Raw genomic sequence first — 15,151 nt, 5'->3', positions numbered from 1 at the left:
GCACCATTGGCGCGTGCGGGTACTCGTCGCGGAAGACGAGGAGCTCCTGGCTGACGCGATCGCCGAAGGGCTCCGGCGCGAGACGCTGGCCGTAGACGTGGTCTACGACGGCGACGCCGCCCTGGAAAAGCTCGGCATCAACGACTACGACGTGCTGGTGCTCGACCGCGACCTGCCGCTGGTGCACGGCGACGAGGTGTGCCGCGCGGTCGTGGCGGCCGGTGGCGAGACGCGGGTGCTGATGCTCACCGCGGCCGCCGAGGTGCCCGACCGGGTGGCCGGTCTCGCGCTCGGCGCGGACGACTACCTGCCCAAGCCGTTCGCGTTCGTCGAGCTGGTGGCCCGCGTGCGGGCGCTGGGGCGGCGTGCGCGGCCGGCGATACCGCCCCGGCTTGAGCGCGCCGGCATCTCGCTCGACCCGGCCCGCCGGGAAGTTTTCCGCGACGGGCGTTTCGTCTCGCTGTCCCGCAAGGAGTTCGCGGTGCTGGAGGAGCTGCTGCGCGCCGACGGCGCGGTGGTGAGCACCGAGCAGCTACTGGAGCGGGCATGGGACGAAAACATCGACCCGTTCACAAACGTCGTGCGGGTCACGGTGATGACGCTGCGTCGCAAGCTCGGCTCGCCGCCGGTGGTCGCGACCGTTTCGGGAGTGGGGTACCAGATTCCATGACGATCCGCGGCGGTTGGACGGTCCGGGTACGCCTGACCGCCCTCTACGGTGGCCTCTTCCTGCTCGCCGGCGCGGTGCTGCTCGGCGTCACGTACCTGCTGCTGGCCGCGTCGCTGGAAAAGCAGCAGGTCAAACCCGGCATTGTGTACGCGGAAGGCGTCGCGCTCCCCGACGATCCGCCCGACGCGGCCAAGAAGGACAAGGCCGCCGTGGAGAAGGCCAACATCGAGCGGAAGATGGAGTTCGCCAAGCAGGTACAGCGCGATCTCAACAGGCAGACGCTCCAGTCACTGGTGCAGTGGGGCTCGCTGGCGCTCGGCGGCCTGGCGGTGGCCGGCGTGTGGATGGGCTGGCTCGCGGCCGGCCGTACCCTGCGGCCGATCGCGCGGATCACCGAGACCGCGCGGCGGGTCGCCGACCGGAGCCTGCACGAGCGGATCGCTCTCGGCGGTCCCCGCGACGAGCTGCGCGAGCTGGCCGACACGTTCGACGACATGCTGGAGCGGCTGGACCGCGCGTTCGACGGGCAGCGCCGCTTCGTCGCGAACGCCTCGCACGAGCTGCGCACCCCACTCGCGATCAACCGCACACTGCTCGAAGTGGCGATGGGCCAGCCGGACGCATCGCCGCAGCTGCGCCAGCTCGGCACCACGCTGCTGGAGGTGAACGCACGCCACGAGCGCCTCATCGACGGCCTGCTGACCATGGCCCGATCGGAGCAGGCCGTGGTCGACCGGGTGCCGGTCGACCTCGCCGAGGTGGCGGGCAACGTGCTGGACCAGACGCGGGCGCCGGGCGTCGACGTGCGGCACGAGCTGCTGCCCGCGCCCACCTCGGGCGACCCCGTGCTGCTGGAGCGGCTGGCGCAAAACCTCGTCGACAACGCGGTGCGCTACAACGCGACAGGTGGCTGGGTGCACGTGGCCTGTACCCGCGAGGGCACGAGCACCCGACTCAGCGTGATCAACACCGGGCCGGTCGTGCGCGCGTACGAGGTGCCGGGGCTCTTCGAGCCGTTCCGGCGGCTGGCCGACCGGGTGGGTTCGGCGCGCGGCACCGGGCTCGGCCTGTCGATCGTGCGCTCGGTGGCGCGGGCGCACGGCGGCGAGGTGTACGCGACGCCGCGCGACGGCGGCGGGCTCGTGGTTCAGGTCACTCTTCCGGCGAATTAGATTTACGACCGGTCGGTCTTATTCATATGCTGGGCCCATGATGGTCGACGGCCGGGTGGCCCGGGGCGAGAGGACGCGCACGGCGGTGCTGGACACCGCGGTCGCGCTCGTGACGCAGGACGGCCTCGACGGCCTCTCCCTCGCCCAGCTCGCCGAGGCGCTCGGCGTCAGCAAGTCCGGCCTCTTCGCCCACTGGCGCTCCAAGCAGGACCTCCAGCTCGCCACGGTCGAGCGGGCCCGCGAGCAGTGGTCCGAGCGGGTGATCGGGCCGGCCCGGGCGGTGCCGCGCGGCGTGCGCCGGCTGTGGGCGCTGCACGTGGCGCGCCTCGACTTCTACGCGTCGAGCACACTGCCCGGCGGCTGCTTCTTCGCCACCGTCAAGTTTGAGTACAACGCCCGCTCCGGCCCGCTCTACGAGCGCATCGCGCAGAGCCACGCCGAGTGGATGGAGTACGTGGAGAAGCTGGCCCGCCAGGCGGTCGAGGTGGGCGACCTCAAGCCCGACACCGACGTGGCAATGCTGGCCTACGAGATCGAGGCGGCGGGCGTCGCCGCCGTCATGCAGTTTCGCCTGCTGTCCCCGCAGGTCGTCTACCCGCTGGCCCGCAGGGCCGTGCTGGAGCGGCTGCGCGGGCTGTGCACCGACCCGACCCTGCTGCCGGAGGAATGATGACGCACACCGCACTGGCACCCGTCGAGCCCAAGGTCGACTACGGGCACGCCGAGCCGATCGCGATCTACTTCGACGACCTCGACGCGATGGGCATCGTGCACAATGCGCGGTACGCGGTGCTCCTGGAGCGGGCCGTCACGCCGTACTGGACCGCGCGGGGCCACTACCTGGACCACAACGGACTCTCCACGCCAGACGTCTTCCACGCGGTGCGCGAGTTCGCGATCACGTACCACCTGCCGATCCGGGGCGCCGGCGAGGTCCTCGTGCACTTCTGGCTCGACAAGCTCGGCGAGACAAGCGCGCAGTACCGCTTCCGCTTCCTCTCCCGCGACGGCCGCACCTGCTACGCGGAGGGCAAGCGGGCGATCGTGAAGCTCGACCAGGCGACGCTGCGACCCGCCCCGTGGACGGCGTCGGCCCGCGAGGTGGCCACGTCGCTACTGAAGCCGGAAGAAGCCGCGTAGCAGCGCGGCGCACTCCGCCTCGAGGACGCCCGAGTAGACCTCGGGGCGGTGGTTGAGGCGCCGGTCCCGCACGACGTCCCACAACGAGCCGACCGCGCCGGTCTTGGGCTCCCAGGCTCCGAAGACCAGCGTGGACACCCGGGCCAGCACCAGCGCGCCCGCGCACATCGTGCACGGCTCCAGCGTGACGACCAGCGTGCAGCCGTCGAGCCGCCACGAGCCGGCGGTCTCGGCGGCCCGGCGCAGCGCCACCACCTCGGCGTGCGCGGTGGGGTCGCCGGTCAGCTCCCGCTCGTTGCGGCCGGCGCCGAGTTCGGCGCCGTCCGGCCCGTAGACGACCGCGCCGACCGGAATGTCCGCACCGGACGAGCCAGCCACAGCCAACGCCCGCCGCATCCACACTTCGTGGCGGGCGGCACGCTCATTCACTGCGCTTCCCGGCTTGCTCGCTCGCGCGGTGCCTCACGCACGCAGGTCTTCGACCTCGTCGGCGCAGCCCAGGACCTGGCAGATCTCGGCGGTCACGTCCGCGGGCAGCAGGCCCTCGTGCGCGCAGAGGCCGAGCAGCTCGTGTGCGGAGATGCCGAGGTCTGCGAGGATCTCGGGGTCGCCGACCGGGTCCACGTCGGGCTCGGCCGCCGGCGGCGTGGCCTCGTCGTCGCCGGACGCCGGCGGGTCGGTCACCTCGTCGATCTCCAGCGCCGGCGCCTTCACATCGCCGAGCAGGAGCGCGCCAAGTCGGGACTCCTCGGCAAAGACCGAGTCGGAGCCGAAGACACGCAGGTCCTCGCCCTGGTCGAGGCGGAGGATGGCCAGGTAGGAGTCGTCCGACTCGACGAACAGCAACGCCACCCCGCCATCCGGGTCGGCGTCACGTAGCCGGTCGACGACCTCGTCGATGTCGGCAGCACCGGTCAGATCCAGCTCGGAGGCGGCCCAACCGGTGGAGCCGCGCACGACGGCAGCAGCGAAGTACGACACGGTCCCCCCAAGTTTTGCGCTACGCGTGACGGTAGCCGCTCCGATCGGCGGCTGGCCGCAAACGCCCCGATGAAATACCGCTCGTCAGGCTGGAGGGGACTCCGCTCAGCTCGCGAGGCGCCGGCGCATGGCGATCAGCTCGCGCAGCCGATCTCCGCGCAGTCGCCGCGGCCGCTCGCGATCCCGCACCGACTTCGCACTGGCCAGCTCCGCGAGGAGCTGGATCCGACGGCGGCTCCGGTCGGGGTCGAGCCGCTCCACAGTCCAGGCCATGCCGCGAGGGTGCCGAACCGCGGCGCCCTTCGTCAAGCCCGGGTGCGACGAGCAACCAGGTGTTAACAGAACGCCTACCAAAGCGGCCAGTCGCCAGTCAGGCCCCAGCGGATCGCGACCGCGATGGCCGCCGCCGACCAGGCCGCTCCGACGCTGATCGCGACGCCGGCCGCGACGCCGCGGTCGCCCTGGCGGCTCAGGATCCAGGCCGCCGCCCAGGCAATCCCGCCGGCCAGCACCGACCACCAGGCGTAGCTGCGCAGGTCGCTGCCGAGCAGGCCGAGGAAGAGCATCCAGGCGGCGCCCGCGCCCAACCCGGCGCTCAGCGCACCACCCCGCACGCGGTTGGGCTCACGGTAGGTGGGGCGCGGCGGCCGCGACGGGAACAACCCCGACGGGGTACGCGGAAAATGGTCCGCCATGACGGCAGCCTACCCGCCGGGTCGGCGAGGGCCGGGCTTGTCTGCCAGTATGGCCGGGTGCTTCGGGGACGACAGGTACAAGCGTCGATGATCGTGGTGCTGGTCAGCGCCTTGGCTGCTGGCTGCGCGCAGGACGGTTCGGCCGCGGGTGATCCGGTCGCCTGGGAGGAGCCGCCAGCGACCTCTGCGGCGGCCGACCCGACGAGCGCTGCGCCGGAGCCCTCGGCCACCCCAGCCCGACCGCGTCACCGACGCCGAAGCCCACGCCGTCGAAGACCACCGCGCCCAAGGCTCCCACCGGCAAGTGGAAGTACGTGTTTCCGGTGCAGGCCAGCAACGTCTCCTACCACCCGACCCACTCCGGCTACCCGGCGACCGACATCTTCGCCGACTGCGGCGAGCCGGTCGTGGCGGTCACCGACGGCAAGGTGCTCGAGGTGAGCCGCGTCGACAAGTACAGCAAGACGGGCGTCCAGGGCCCCAACAACGGCGGCCTGTCCGTGTCCCTGCTCGGCGACGACGGCGTGCGCTACTACGGCTCCCACCTGACCGTGGTGCAGTCCGGCATCGAGGCGGGCGTGCGGGTGCGCGCCGGCCAGCGGCTCGGCACGGTCGGCAAGACCGGAAACGCCAACAACGTGTGTCACCTGCACTTCGGCATCTCGCCGGCCTGCAAGCGCACCGGCGACTGGTGGATCCGCCGCGGCGTGGTGTGGCCGGCGCCGTTCCTCAACGACTGGCGCAAGAAGAAGAGCACGTCCCCGGTGAGCAAGGTCGCGTCGTACAAGGCGAGCAACGGCTGCCCGAGCGCACCCTAGACGCTGCTTCCGCAGCCGGCCGCATCGGTGCGCCCGGGTCGAGCCGCGATGTCCGCCGCCCTTCAGCAGATCCAACCCGAACCAGACGCGAGCTACCGCGATGCCCGCCGTGGTCGGTCGGGACCAGCCTGACCACCTGGCGCGACCGGCGGACCCCAGCCCGGAAAGCGCGGCCGCTCAGGAGAACTGGGCGAAGTAGGGCTGCGCGGCGCCGTTGATCTTTGTGAAGGCGCCGCCGGCGCTGATCTTGTTCAGCACGCCGTCGGCCGCGAGGGCGTGTACGCCCTCCACGCCGTTGGCGTTCGCGGTCCAGGAGAGCAGCTTGCCGTCGGCGACACCGGCGGCGCCGAGCTTGACCCGCTTGATCGCGCCGTCGACGCAGGAGCCCTTCGTGCCGGTACGGGGTGACCGGCACACGTTGTCGAAGTGGCCGCCGAAGTAGACGACGTCGGAGAGCACCGTGATCGCCTGCGGGTCGCCGTCCATGGTCAGGTTCCAGCGGCCGTTCCCGTTCGCCGCGTACGCCACCACTCGCCCACCCGGGCCGCCGTGCGCCGCGTACACCGAGGTGCCGCCCAACGCGAGCGCGCGCACCTCGTCGGCGGCTGACGCGCGGAAGCCGGCGTCCACCGCGCCCGAGGCGGGATCCACGGCGGCGAGCCGGGCCGAGCCGCTCACGCCGTTGACCGCGCCGAACTTGCCGCCCACGTACACCCGGCTGCCGCCCGCCACGACCGCCTGCACCGTGCCGTCGGCGGACGGCCGCCAGGATCCGTCGAGGGCGCCGCTGCCGAGGTCGAACGCCGCCAGACGCGACCGTCCCTGCCCGTCGACCGCGCTGAACGTGCCACCCACGTACAGGCGGCTGCCGAGCGTCGCGAGCGCGTACGGCTGGCCGGAGACGCTGTGCGCAAAGCCGCCGCGGACACCGCCGTTGACCGGGTCGAGCCGCGCCAGGCTGTCCCGCCGCACGCCGGTGATGGCTCCGAACTCGCCGGCCACGTACACCGAACCGCCGGACACCGCGATCGCCCGCACCCGGCCGTCGGCGCTCGGCGCCCAACCGCGCAGCGCCCCTGTACGCGCGTCGAAAGCCGCCAGCCGCGTCCGGGTGACCGACCGTCCGGACACGACCGCGGCGGTGAAGTCGCCACCGACGTAGACCGTGTCACCGTCGTACGCGGTCGCCCACACCGCGCCGTTGAACGTGGGCGTGCGCTCGGGCGCCGCGGACACGGCAGCCGCGTGGGCGGGCGCCGCCGGGAGCAGCGCGACGACCAGCCCGAGCACTCCAAAGCGAAAAGCCCGGAAAGTCACGCAATTACGGTAACCGCCGTTTGGTGCGTCGGGCGGAGATCTCGGTAACCGTCCCGCCGCGGGGTGTGCTTAAGTCTCCGGCGTGGACATCGCGGTGATCGGGCTGGGGCTCATCGGGGGATCGACACTGCGGGCGCTCGCCCGAGCCGGGCACCGCGTGCTGGGCTATGACGCCGACCCGGCCACCAGAGCGACGGCGCGCACCGCGGCGGCGAAGGCGCCGAGCGGGGGGCGGTGGCAGGTCGCGCCGACGGTACGGGACGCGGTCGCCAAGGCCGAGCTCGTGGTGGTCGCGGTGCCGCTGCCCGCGTTCGAGGCCGTGCTCGACGAGCTGGGCAAGGCGGGCTACTCCGGGCTGGTCACCGATGTCACCTCGGTCAAGGGCCCGGTGCGGGACCTGGTCACGCGGCGGCTGCACCGGCTAGCCGGCTTTGTCGGCGGGCACCCGATGGCGGGGCGGGAGACCTCCGGCTTCACCTCCGCCGACCCCGACCTCTTCACCGGCTGCGCGTGGGTGCTCTGCCTGGAGCCGAACGAGACCTCGTTGCCCGACTGGCTGGACCTCGCCACGCTCGTCACCGGGCTCGGCGCGCGGGTCGTGCCGGCGACCGCCGAGGAGCACGACCGCGCGGTGGCGGCCGTCAGCCATGTACCCCATCTGCTGGCCGCCGCCCTCGCCGCGAGCGCGACCGATCCGCTCGCGGCGGCGCTGGCGGCCGGCTCGTTCCGCGACGGCACCCGGGTCGCCGCCGCGCGGCCGGAGCTGGTGGCCGCGATGTGCGGCGGCAACGCGGCGGCCGTGGGGCCGGCCCTCGACGTGGTGCTCGACGCGCTCGCCAAGGCCCGCGCCGCCCTCGACACCGCCGACCCGATCCGCGAGCTGACGACCTGGCTCCGGCCCGGCGCGGCCACCCGCGGCGCCTGGCCTCCCAAGCCCGGCGCGACGCTGGACCTGCCGGCACGCTCCGACGCGCTGCTCCGCCTCGGCCGGGCCGGTGGCTGGGTCACCGCCGTGGCGCCGGACCGCCGCTCCGTGACGGCCGTGCGCCCGGCCTAGGCCCTGTTTGAAAAGGATTGTCGAGGCGAGCCGGAGTCCAGACGGCGTCCGGCGCAGCCCGGCAAGGATTTCCAAACAGGGCCTAGTCCGACACCTGCTTGAGCACGTCCGTCAACACGTCGCGGCTGTTTTTGGCGATCAGCTCGCTGCTCCACGCCTCGTGCACCGAGACGGTCTGTCCACTGTGCAGGGTGATGTCGACGCGCAGCGGCACGTTCTTGACGAACGCGACCGACGTGATCTCCTCGTACGGCAGGAACCGATGCGTCCTCGCGATCTCGTCGGCCGGAGCCGAACCGACCAGCTCCTGGAGGCGGACCTTGCCCTTGTCGGACTTGCCCGGGTTGCCGACGAACACCAGCCCCTTGTCCAGCACCAGCAGGTCGTGCTCGACGCCGTCGACCTTCACGTTGGCGATGCCGGCCACCACACCCGCACCGGTCGCGCTGGCCCGCTGCTCGACCACCATCGCGCTGCCCGGGTCGATGCGCAGGTGGGCCAGCCAGGCGCGGGCCTCGTCGACGGTCTGCGGCGACACCGCCCGCGCGGCGATCTCGGCGGTCGGCAGTGGCTGGCCGTCGTGCCCGACGAGGCGGGCCGGCCCGGTCCACGAGTGCTGCCAATAGGCCACATTGGACTTGATGGCGGCGAGCGCGATCAGCATGGCCATCGGCTCGGTGAAGCACTTCGGCACCTCGCGCCGTGTCGCGTTCGGGAAGAGGCTCTCCGCGGCCGCGCCGAGCCGGTTGGCGGCGACGATGTCGAGCAGCGTGGCCAGGTTGAGCCGGTCGTCACCGATCGCGCGGCCGACCGCACGGAAGATGCCGTCGGCGTTGCGCTGCATGGTCGTCGTGGCGGTGGCCGCGGTGAAGTACGCCCACGGCAGCACCCGCCGATCGCCGACGTCGAGCATCCGGGCCTGCATCGCCCGCCCCGCGCCGCCCATGTCGGGCAGCAGCACGCCGGCCCGCCGCCCGTCCGGCGGGCGCGCCACCTCGGGCGTCGCGGCGATCGCACCGATCCGCTCGGCGATCGGGGGGTGCGTGTCCCACACCGAACCGTCGCTCGGCGGCTCCTGCCCGCGCATCTCCTCCAGCTCGTCCTTGCGGGCCGCGAGCAGCTCCGCAAACCCGCCGAAGAGGTCTTCCGGCGCGAAGCCCGACTCCCAGCCCGGCTCGACGTACCGCCCGAAGAAGAAGCCCCACGCCGCGTCCACGACCGGAATCTCGCGCAGGGCACTCGCCGCGGCGGCGCGGCCGGCGGCCCGGACCGCGGCCTGGTCCGCCTCCAGCTCCTGGCGGCGGGAGGAGGCGTTGTCCACCAGCAGGTACAGCCGGGCGTAGCCCTTGAAAATCCAACCCGCCACGTTGTACGGCCCGATGCGGCCGATCGTGCCGCCGATCGCGAGCCGCCCCCGGTACGCGATCGCGCCCAGCCGGGTGTGCGCGTGCGAGTAGTGGCCCAGCTCGTGCGCGAGCACCGCGCGCAGCTGGTCGACGGTGAAGGCCTGGATCAGCGGCAGTCCGATGTAGAGAGTGCGCCGCCCGCCGATGAGGCCGAGCAGGCGGGACTCCTCGTAGACGGCGGCGTTGACCTCGGGCACCAGGCGGATCTCGTTGGGCACGCGGGTGCCGACGACGTGGGCCAGTTCGTGCACCGTGCGCCACAGCTCGGGTGCCTGGTCGGGGCCGAGGCCCAGCCCTTCCGGCGGCTGTGGCTTGGCGCGGACGGCCTTCCACATGCCCACGGCGACCGAACCGATCGCGGCCACCAGCACCGGAAAGATGACCTTCAGGGCGATGCCGCCCGGCACGAGCGAGCTGAGCCACACGCCGAAAGCGATCGCGGCGGCGACCTGGATGAGCGCGACGATGTAGAAGCCGGCGAGCATGAGCACTGAAGCACCGGCACGGACTGCGGCGACCATGCGCATTTCCTCCCCGTGGAAACGTGCGGACAGTACCGAGTTGATCTTTAGTCGGCAACCCCTTCCCGCCCTTCGGCCCGCGGTCTAGAGTGCCGAGGGTCATCGATGAGCGGGGGAGGAAACCGTGGGACTGTTCTCCAGAAAGCAACCGGGCAAAGGGCAGCAGCCGGGCGGCGCGCCCAAGCCGGCCATCGACAAGGCGCAGCGTGATCCGGCCGCGCGGCAGCTGATCACCGCGCTGGAGCGGCACGACTGGCCGTCCGTGCGCGGCTTCCTGCAGTCCGTGCGCGACCCCGATGACCATGCGTACTACGTCTCGGTCTGCGCCGACGTCGACGGCGTGCAGGACTGGATCGGCGAGTGGGTGGCGGCCGAGCCGGAGTCCACGCTTCCGCTGCTGGTGCAGGGCGCCCACGGTGTCTTCTGGGCCTGGGAGGCGCGCGGCGCGGCACGGGCCGAGCAGACGAGCAGGGACCAGTTCGACCTGTTCTTCAAGCGGCTGCGGTTCGCCGAAAACTGCCTCGACGAGGTGGCCGACCGCGACCCGCACGACACCACGGCCCGCGCCTTCCTGCTCACCTCGGGTGTCGGGCGCCAGGTCGACATGGAAGAGGAGCAGCGCCGCTTCGACGACGTGGTCAAGCGCCACGCCCTCCACCGGTACGCGCACAGTGCGATGCAGAAGTACCTGTGCAAGAAGTGGTTCGGCAGCCACGAGCAGATGTTCGCCTTCGCCCGCCGCACTTCGGGGTACGCGCCGCCCGGCTCGCCACTGCACGGCGGGCTTGTCGAGGCGCACATCGAGATGTGGCTCGACCTGCCCAGCGGCGACGACGTGGCGTACATGCAGCGCCCCGAGGTGGGCGCCGAGATCCGGATGGCCGCCGAGCGGTCGATCTGGCACCCGGCGTACCAGCCGCGCCTGGGCTGGCCCGGGCTGCACAACTCGTTCGCCTTCGCGTTCTGGCAGTGTGGCGACACCCGCGCGGCGGCCGACCAGTTCCGGCTGATCGGCGACGCGTACATCACCGCGCACCCGTGGCACTACCGCGGCGGCGGCGACGCGGTCGACTACTACCTTGACGCGCGGCAGCGGACGGTAGGTTCGGGGGTGTGACCACCCGAGACCCCGTCGCCGACCTGCGGCGCATCGCGTTTTTGCTGGAGCGGGCAAACGAGGCGACCTACCGGGTGCGCGCCTTCCGCTCGGCCGCCAAGGCGCTCGCCGCGCTGCCTGCCGAGGAGGTGGCGAGCCGTGCCGCGGCCGGTAGCCTCACGAAGCTCTCCGGCGTCGGCGACGTGACCGCGCGCTGCGTGAGCGAGTCGCTGGCCGGCGAGGAGCCGGTGTACCTGCGGCGCCTGCTGGCCACCGAAGGCGTCGACCTCGACGACGCGGCCAGCCAGCTGCGCCAGTCGCTGCGCGGCGACTGCCACACCCACTCCGAGTGGTCCGACGGCGGTTCACCGATCGAGGAGATGGCGCTCGCGGCGGTCGAGCTCGGCCACGAGTACATGGTGCTGACCGACCACTCACCCACCCTGACCGTCGCGCGCGGCCTGACCGCCGACCGCCTGCGCAAGCAGCTCGACTACGTGGCGTCGGTAAACGAGGCGCTGCCGGAGGGCTTCCGCATCCTCACCGGCATCGAGGTGGACATCCTCGCCGACGGCTCGCTCGACCAGGAGGACGAGCTGCTCGCCCAGCTCGACGTCGTGGTCGGTTCGGTGCACAGCAACCTGCGCGACGAGAGCGCCAAGATGACGAAGCGGATGCTGACCGCGATCGCCAACCCGCACCTGGACATCCTCGGCCACTGCACCGGCCGCATGGTCAAAAAGCGGCCGCAGGGCGCCGAGGGCGAGGGCGACCGCGGCCACCGGCGGGCGAGCAGAAACGGCCGCCCGGAGAGCCAGTTCGACGCCGACGCCGTCTTCGCCGCGTGCGCGGAGTACGGCAAGGCCGTCGAGATCAACTCACGGCCGGAGCGGCAGGACCCGCCCAAGCGCCTCATCCGCAAGGCGCTGGAGGCGGGCTGCTCCTTCGTCATCGACACCGACGCGCACGCGCCGGGTCAGCTCGACTGGCAGCGCTTCGGCTGCGAGCGGGCCGCGCTCTGCGGTGTGCTCCCCGAGCACGTGCTCAATAGCTGGCCTGCCGAGCGGCTTGTCGAATGGGCTCGCTCGCACGACTGACCGGCTGCTTGCGCCGGCGCAGCATGCCCTGCGACACCGCGACGCCGGCGAGCACGACGAGCGCGCCCACAGGCTGGTACCAGGAAAGCCGCTCGTCGAGCGCGAGCACCCCGATGACCGTGGCGGCGATCGGGATCAGGTAGGTCACCGTCGACGCGGTGCTGGCGCCGGCCAGCCGGATGTTGCGCATGTTGATCACGAACGCGAGGCCGGTGCCGAGCGCGCCCAGCGCGAGCACGCTGCCGATGACGTCCAGCGAGAGGCTCGTCGGTGCCGGCGGCGCGCCGACCAGCAGCGGCGTCACGATCGCCAGCTGCACGGTCGCGGTCACCAGCTGCGCCGCCGACAGCGCCACGCCCGACTCCGACCGGCCCGCGACAAACCGCTTCATGTACGGGATGGCGACGCCGTAGCACGCCGCCGCGCCGAAGCACATGAGCTGGCCGGTGAGGTGCGAGCCGCCGACGCCCTGCCACACGCCGAGCACCGTCAGCACGCCGGCGAAGCCGATGCCGATGCCCACGGCGCCGCGCGTGCTCAGCCGCTCGGTGCGGAACGCGAGCACGGCCAGCGGCAGCGCGATAAGCGGCGTCGTCGCATTCCAGATCCCGGCGAGCACCGACGAAACCCGCTCCTCGCCGAAGCCGAAGAGCGTGAACGGCAGTGCCACACCGACCGCGCCGACCACGCTGAGATGCGCCCACAGCTTCGGGTCGCGGGGCAGCCGCACGCGCATCACCGCGAGCACGATGAGCAGCGTCAGCGCGCCCGTGCCGACCCGGAAGAGGCTGAGGTAGAGCGGGTGCAGCTCGCGCACGCCCACCTTGATGAAAAGGAAGCTGGCACCCCAGATCACCGCTAGGGCGAGATAGCCCGGCAGGAATGCGCGCAGGTCGAGCTTGTCAGGAGCGGAAGCGGTGGACACTCCTGACACTCTGCCGCAGGCGTACGACGAAAGTCCCGCGCTTTTCGGACGTGGTGATGGCCGTCACGCTCCCGGCCGATGCGCGTTTCCGCACCACACCCAATGAGAGCGCGTGTCACAGGCGTCTCACGTAAGGTTCCACCGTGGGACGAATCGATGACCTCGCGGACCGCCACGTAGACGAGTGGGCCGCACTCAATCCGACCGGCGCCACCTATGCCGGCATCAAGGGCTACGACGACCAGCTGGACGACCTCTCGCCAGACGGGTTCGCGGCCCAGGCAGATCTGACGCGCCGCACGCTGGCCTCGATCACCGAGGTGGAGCCGACGTCCGAGTCCGAACGCGTCGCCAAGGAGGCGATGGTCGAGCGGCTCGGCCTGGAGCTCGAGCGGTACGACGCGGGCGAGGTGACCAGCGAGCTCAACGTGATCTCCAGCGCGCTACACGGCATGCGCATGGTCTTCGACCTGATGCCCACCGAGGGCGAGGAGGCCGTCGCCAACATCGCCGCCCGCCTCGGCAAGTTCTCCGCCGCGCTCGAGCAGTACAAGGTGACGCTGCAGGAGGCCGCCGCGGCCGGGCACGTGAGCCCTCGCGCCCAGATGATCGAAGTCGCCAAGCAGTGCGACACGTGGACCGACCCGGGCGGCGACAACTTCTTCCACGGGCTGGTCGACGGGCTGCAGGCCGACGACACCCTCACCGCCGAGCTCAAGCGGGGCGCCTCCGCGGCCACCGCCGCGACCGCCGCCTTCGGCGAGTTCCTCCGCAAGACGATGGCGCCGATCGGCCGGGACAAGCAGGCCGCCGGGCGCGAGCGCTACCAGCTTGCCTCCCGGTACTTCCTGGGCGCGCGCGTCGACCTCGACGAGACGTACGCCTGGGGCTTCGAGGAGCTGGCCCGCCTGGAGTCCGACATGCGCGCGGTCTCCGCCCGCATCGCCGGCTCGGGCGCCTCGATCGACGACGCCGTCGCCGCGCTGGACGCCGACCCGGGCCGCCGGATCGAGGGCAAGGAGGCGTTCCGCGACTGGATGCAGGCCTTGGCCGACAAGGCCCTCGTCGACCTGCACGGCACCCACTTCGACATTCCGGAGCCGGTACGCCGCATCGAGTGCTGCCTGGCGCCGACCAGCGACGGCGGCATCTACTACACGGCGCCGAGCGAAGACTTCTCCCGCCCGGGCGGATGTGGTGGGCGGTGCCGCAGGGCATCACCGCGTTCTCGACCTGGCGCGAGGTCACGACCGTGTACCACGAGGGTGTGCCGGGCCACCACCTGCAGATCGCACAGACGCTGGTCCGGGCCGAGCTGCTCAACCGCTGGCAGCGGCTGCTCAGCTGGTCGTCCGGGCACGGCGAGGGCTGGGCGCTCTACTCCGAGCGGCTCATGGACGACCTCGGTTACCTGGAAGACCCGGGCGACAAGCTCGGCATGCTCGACGGCCAGGCGTTCCGGGCCGCGCGCGTGATCGTCGACATCGGCATGCACCTGGAGCTTCCGATCCCGCGCGACAACCCGTTCGGCTTCCACCCGGGCGAGCGGTGGAATCCGGAGCTGGGCTGGGAGTTCCTGCGCGCACACTGCCGCGTGCCGGACGAAAACCTGCGCTTCGAGCTCAACCGCTACCTCGGCTGGCCGGGCCAGGCCCCGGCGTACAAGGTGGGCGAGCGCATCTGGCTCCAGGCCCGCGACGAGGCCAAGGCGCGCAAGGGTGCCGACTTCGACCTCAAGGAGTTTCACCGCGAGGCGCTCAACCTCGGCTCGCTCGGCCTCGACCCGTTCAAGGCCGCGATGTCCCGCCTGTAGCTGATGCTTCCGCCAGGCTCGGCTCCCGCGAGGGGCCGAGCCTGACGCGGCGCCCGGTGAGCCCGGTCAGGGCCGGTTCAGCAGGTCTTTGGCGGTGAGGGTCACGCAGTCGACGTAGGCGAGCTGGATCTCCACGTCCGTGAAGACGATCGGCAGTACCGGTACCGGAATGCCCGGCGGGAGCGGCGGCGGCGAGGTCGGCGTGTAGACCTGGTTGAGGCCCAGGAGCTTGCCGGTGAAGCGCGGCGTGAAGAAACGCACGCGGCCGTCGACGGTCAGCGGGTTGGCCTTGACGGACATGCGGCGGTTGTTCGGCACCGCCGGCTTCAGCTCGAAGTTGTCCGTCACCGCCTTGCTCATGTTGAACCACAGCACCTTCATCGTGCCGCCGCCGCGCAGCGGGAGGTCGGTCACGCCGTGGTACTCCAGGTTGTAGTTGGTCA

Annotated in this window: 15 protein-coding genes and 2 pseudogenes; 9 read left to right on the top strand and 8 right to left on the bottom strand. The window is 71.9% G+C overall.

The features are described 5' to 3' along the window. Positions 1 to 13 precede the first annotated feature (13 nt). Genes Phou_RS20540 through Phou_RS20525 form a run of 4 tightly spaced genes read left to right on the top strand, consistent with a single transcriptional unit; the run spans position 14 to position 2,982 of the window. Positions 14 to 670, top strand: a complete 657-nt coding sequence (locus tag Phou_RS20540; RefSeq protein ID WP_173057502.1) for a response regulator transcription factor — start codon at positions 14 to 16, stop codon at positions 668 to 670. After that, on the top strand, positions 667 to 1,842 hold the full coding sequence (locus tag Phou_RS20535) for a sensor histidine kinase (protein ID WP_173057501.1): 1,176 nt from the start codon (positions 667 to 669) through the stop codon (positions 1,840 to 1,842). The genes Phou_RS20540 and Phou_RS20535 overlap by 4 nt, the downstream gene beginning before the upstream one ends. Positions 1,843 to 1,879: 37 nt before the next feature. Next, positions 1,880 to 2,512, top strand: a complete 633-nt coding sequence (locus Phou_RS20530) for a TetR/AcrR family transcriptional regulator (protein ID WP_173057500.1) — start codon at positions 1,880 to 1,882, stop codon at positions 2,510 to 2,512. Next, positions 2,512 to 2,982: an acyl-CoA thioesterase gene (locus Phou_RS20525; RefSeq protein WP_173057499.1), complete on the top strand. Its 471-nt coding sequence runs from the start codon at positions 2,512 to 2,514 to the stop codon at positions 2,980 to 2,982. The genes Phou_RS20530 and Phou_RS20525 overlap by 1 nt, the downstream gene beginning before the upstream one ends. On the opposite strand, the gene Phou_RS20520 is transcribed toward Phou_RS20525, so the two are convergent. From Phou_RS20520 to Phou_RS20505, 4 genes are all read right to left on the bottom strand, one after another. After that, positions 2,956 to 3,411, bottom strand: coding sequence for a nucleoside deaminase (locus Phou_RS20520; RefSeq protein WP_345513618.1), 456 nt, complete (start codon positions 3,409 to 3,411; stop codon positions 2,956 to 2,958). The two genes, Phou_RS20525 and Phou_RS20520, sit on opposite strands and share 27 nt — an antisense overlap. 33 nt (positions 3,412 to 3,444) lie before the next feature. Continuing rightward, positions 3,445 to 3,963 carry a tRNA adenosine deaminase-associated protein gene (locus tag Phou_RS20515; protein WP_173057497.1) on the bottom strand — a complete coding sequence of 173 codons (519 nt, stop codon included), beginning with the start codon at positions 3,961 to 3,963 and terminating at the stop codon, positions 3,445 to 3,447. Between the two features lie 105 nt (positions 3,964 to 4,068). Next, a complete protein-coding gene (locus Phou_RS20510; RefSeq protein WP_173057496.1) occupies positions 4,069 to 4,236 on the bottom strand; it encodes a hypothetical protein in 168 nt (55 codons plus the stop codon). A 74-nt stretch (positions 4,237 to 4,310) separates the two neighbouring features. Continuing rightward, positions 4,311 to 4,658: a hypothetical protein gene (locus Phou_RS20505; protein ID WP_173057495.1), complete on the bottom strand. Its 348-nt coding sequence runs from the start codon at positions 4,656 to 4,658 to the stop codon at positions 4,311 to 4,313. Positions 4,659 to 4,745: 87 nt separating this feature from the next. Between Phou_RS20505 and Phou_RS20500 the strand changes: the two are divergent. Then, positions 4,746 to 5,476 (top strand): annotated as a pseudogene (locus tag Phou_RS20500) (M23 family metallopeptidase). A 177-nt stretch (positions 5,477 to 5,653) separates the two neighbouring features. On the opposite strand, the gene Phou_RS20495 reads toward Phou_RS20500, so the two are convergent. Next, the gene (locus Phou_RS20495) at positions 5,654 to 6,793 is read right to left on the bottom strand and encodes a PQQ-binding-like beta-propeller repeat protein (protein WP_246273636.1); all 1,140 of its coding nucleotides are present in this window, start codon (positions 6,791 to 6,793) and stop codon (positions 5,654 to 5,656) included. A gap of 82 nt (positions 6,794 to 6,875) precedes the next feature. On the opposite strand from Phou_RS20495, the gene Phou_RS20490 reads away from it, so the two are divergent. After that, a complete protein-coding gene (locus tag Phou_RS20490) occupies positions 6,876 to 7,850 on the top strand; it encodes a prephenate dehydrogenase/arogenate dehydrogenase family protein (RefSeq protein ID WP_173057493.1) in 975 nt (324 codons plus the stop codon). An 82-nt stretch (positions 7,851 to 7,932) separates the two neighbouring features. Here Phou_RS20490 and Phou_RS20485 read toward each other — a convergent pair whose 3' ends face one another. Beyond that, positions 7,933 to 9,777 (bottom strand): M48 family metallopeptidase, encoded by a 1,845-nt coding sequence (locus tag Phou_RS20485; protein ID WP_173057492.1) that lies wholly within the window; start codon positions 9,775 to 9,777, stop codon positions 7,933 to 7,935. Positions 9,778 to 9,901: 124 nt separating this feature from the next. On the opposite strand from Phou_RS20485, the gene Phou_RS20480 reads away from it, so the two are divergent. Then, the gene (locus tag Phou_RS20480; RefSeq protein WP_173057491.1) at positions 9,902 to 10,894 is read left to right on the top strand and encodes a DUF4034 domain-containing protein; all 993 of its coding nucleotides are present in this window, start codon (positions 9,902 to 9,904) and stop codon (positions 10,892 to 10,894) included. Continuing rightward, positions 10,891 to 11,970 carry a PHP domain-containing protein gene (locus Phou_RS20475; protein ID WP_173057490.1) on the top strand — a complete coding sequence of 360 codons (1,080 nt, stop codon included), beginning with the start codon at positions 10,891 to 10,893 and terminating at the stop codon, positions 11,968 to 11,970. Before Phou_RS20480 ends, Phou_RS20475 begins: the two co-directional genes overlap by 4 nt. On the opposite strand, the gene Phou_RS20470 is transcribed toward Phou_RS20475, so the two are convergent. After that, complete coding sequence (locus tag Phou_RS20470; RefSeq protein WP_173057489.1) at positions 11,918 to 12,895, bottom strand: DMT family transporter; 978 nt, start codon at positions 12,893 to 12,895, stop codon at positions 11,918 to 11,920. The genes Phou_RS20475 and Phou_RS20470 overlap by 53 nt on opposite strands. A gap of 143 nt (positions 12,896 to 13,038) precedes the next feature. On the opposite strand from Phou_RS20470, the pseudogene Phou_RS20465 reads away from it, so the two are divergent. Further along, positions 13,039 to 14,708 (top strand): annotated as a pseudogene (locus Phou_RS20465) (DUF885 domain-containing protein). Positions 14,709 to 14,774: 66 nt separating this feature from the next. Here Phou_RS20465 and Phou_RS20460 read toward each other — a convergent pair. Next, positions 14,775 to 15,122 (bottom strand): hypothetical protein, encoded by a 348-nt coding sequence (locus Phou_RS20460; protein WP_173057488.1) that lies wholly within the window; start codon positions 15,120 to 15,122, stop codon positions 14,775 to 14,777. Positions 15,123 to 15,151 lie beyond the last annotated feature (29 nt).

This window comes from Phytohabitans houttuyneae (genome assembly GCF_011764425.1).
Lineage (GTDB): Bacteria > Actinomycetota > Actinomycetes > Mycobacteriales > Micromonosporaceae > Phytohabitans > Phytohabitans houttuyneae.
This window is presented reverse-complemented; position numbering and strand designations above follow the sequence as displayed.

What these genes read in the sequence shown, in the direction of transcription:
- Phou_RS20485 (WP_173057492.1), bottom strand. Translation starts at nt 9,777, where the DNA reads ATGGTCGCCGCAGTCCGTGCCGGTGCTTCAGTGCTCATGCTCGCCGGC.
- Phou_RS20510 (WP_173057496.1), bottom strand. Translation starts at nt 4,236, where the DNA reads ATGGCCTGGACTGTGGAGCGGCTCGACCCCGACCGGAGCCGCCGTCGG.
- Phou_RS20525 (WP_173057499.1), top strand. Translation starts at nt 2,512, where the DNA reads ATGACGCACACCGCACTGGCACCCGTCGAGCCCAAGGTCGACTACGGG.
- Phou_RS20505 (WP_173057495.1), bottom strand. Translation starts at nt 4,658, where the DNA reads ATGGCGGACCATTTTCCGCGTACCCCGTCGGGGTTGTTCCCGTCGCGG.
- Phou_RS20535 (WP_173057501.1), top strand. Translation starts at nt 667, where the DNA reads ATGACGATCCGCGGCGGTTGGACGGTCCGGGTACGCCTGACCGCCCTC.
- Phou_RS20530 (WP_173057500.1), top strand. Translation starts at nt 1,880, where the DNA reads ATGATGGTCGACGGCCGGGTGGCCCGGGGCGAGAGGACGCGCACGGCG.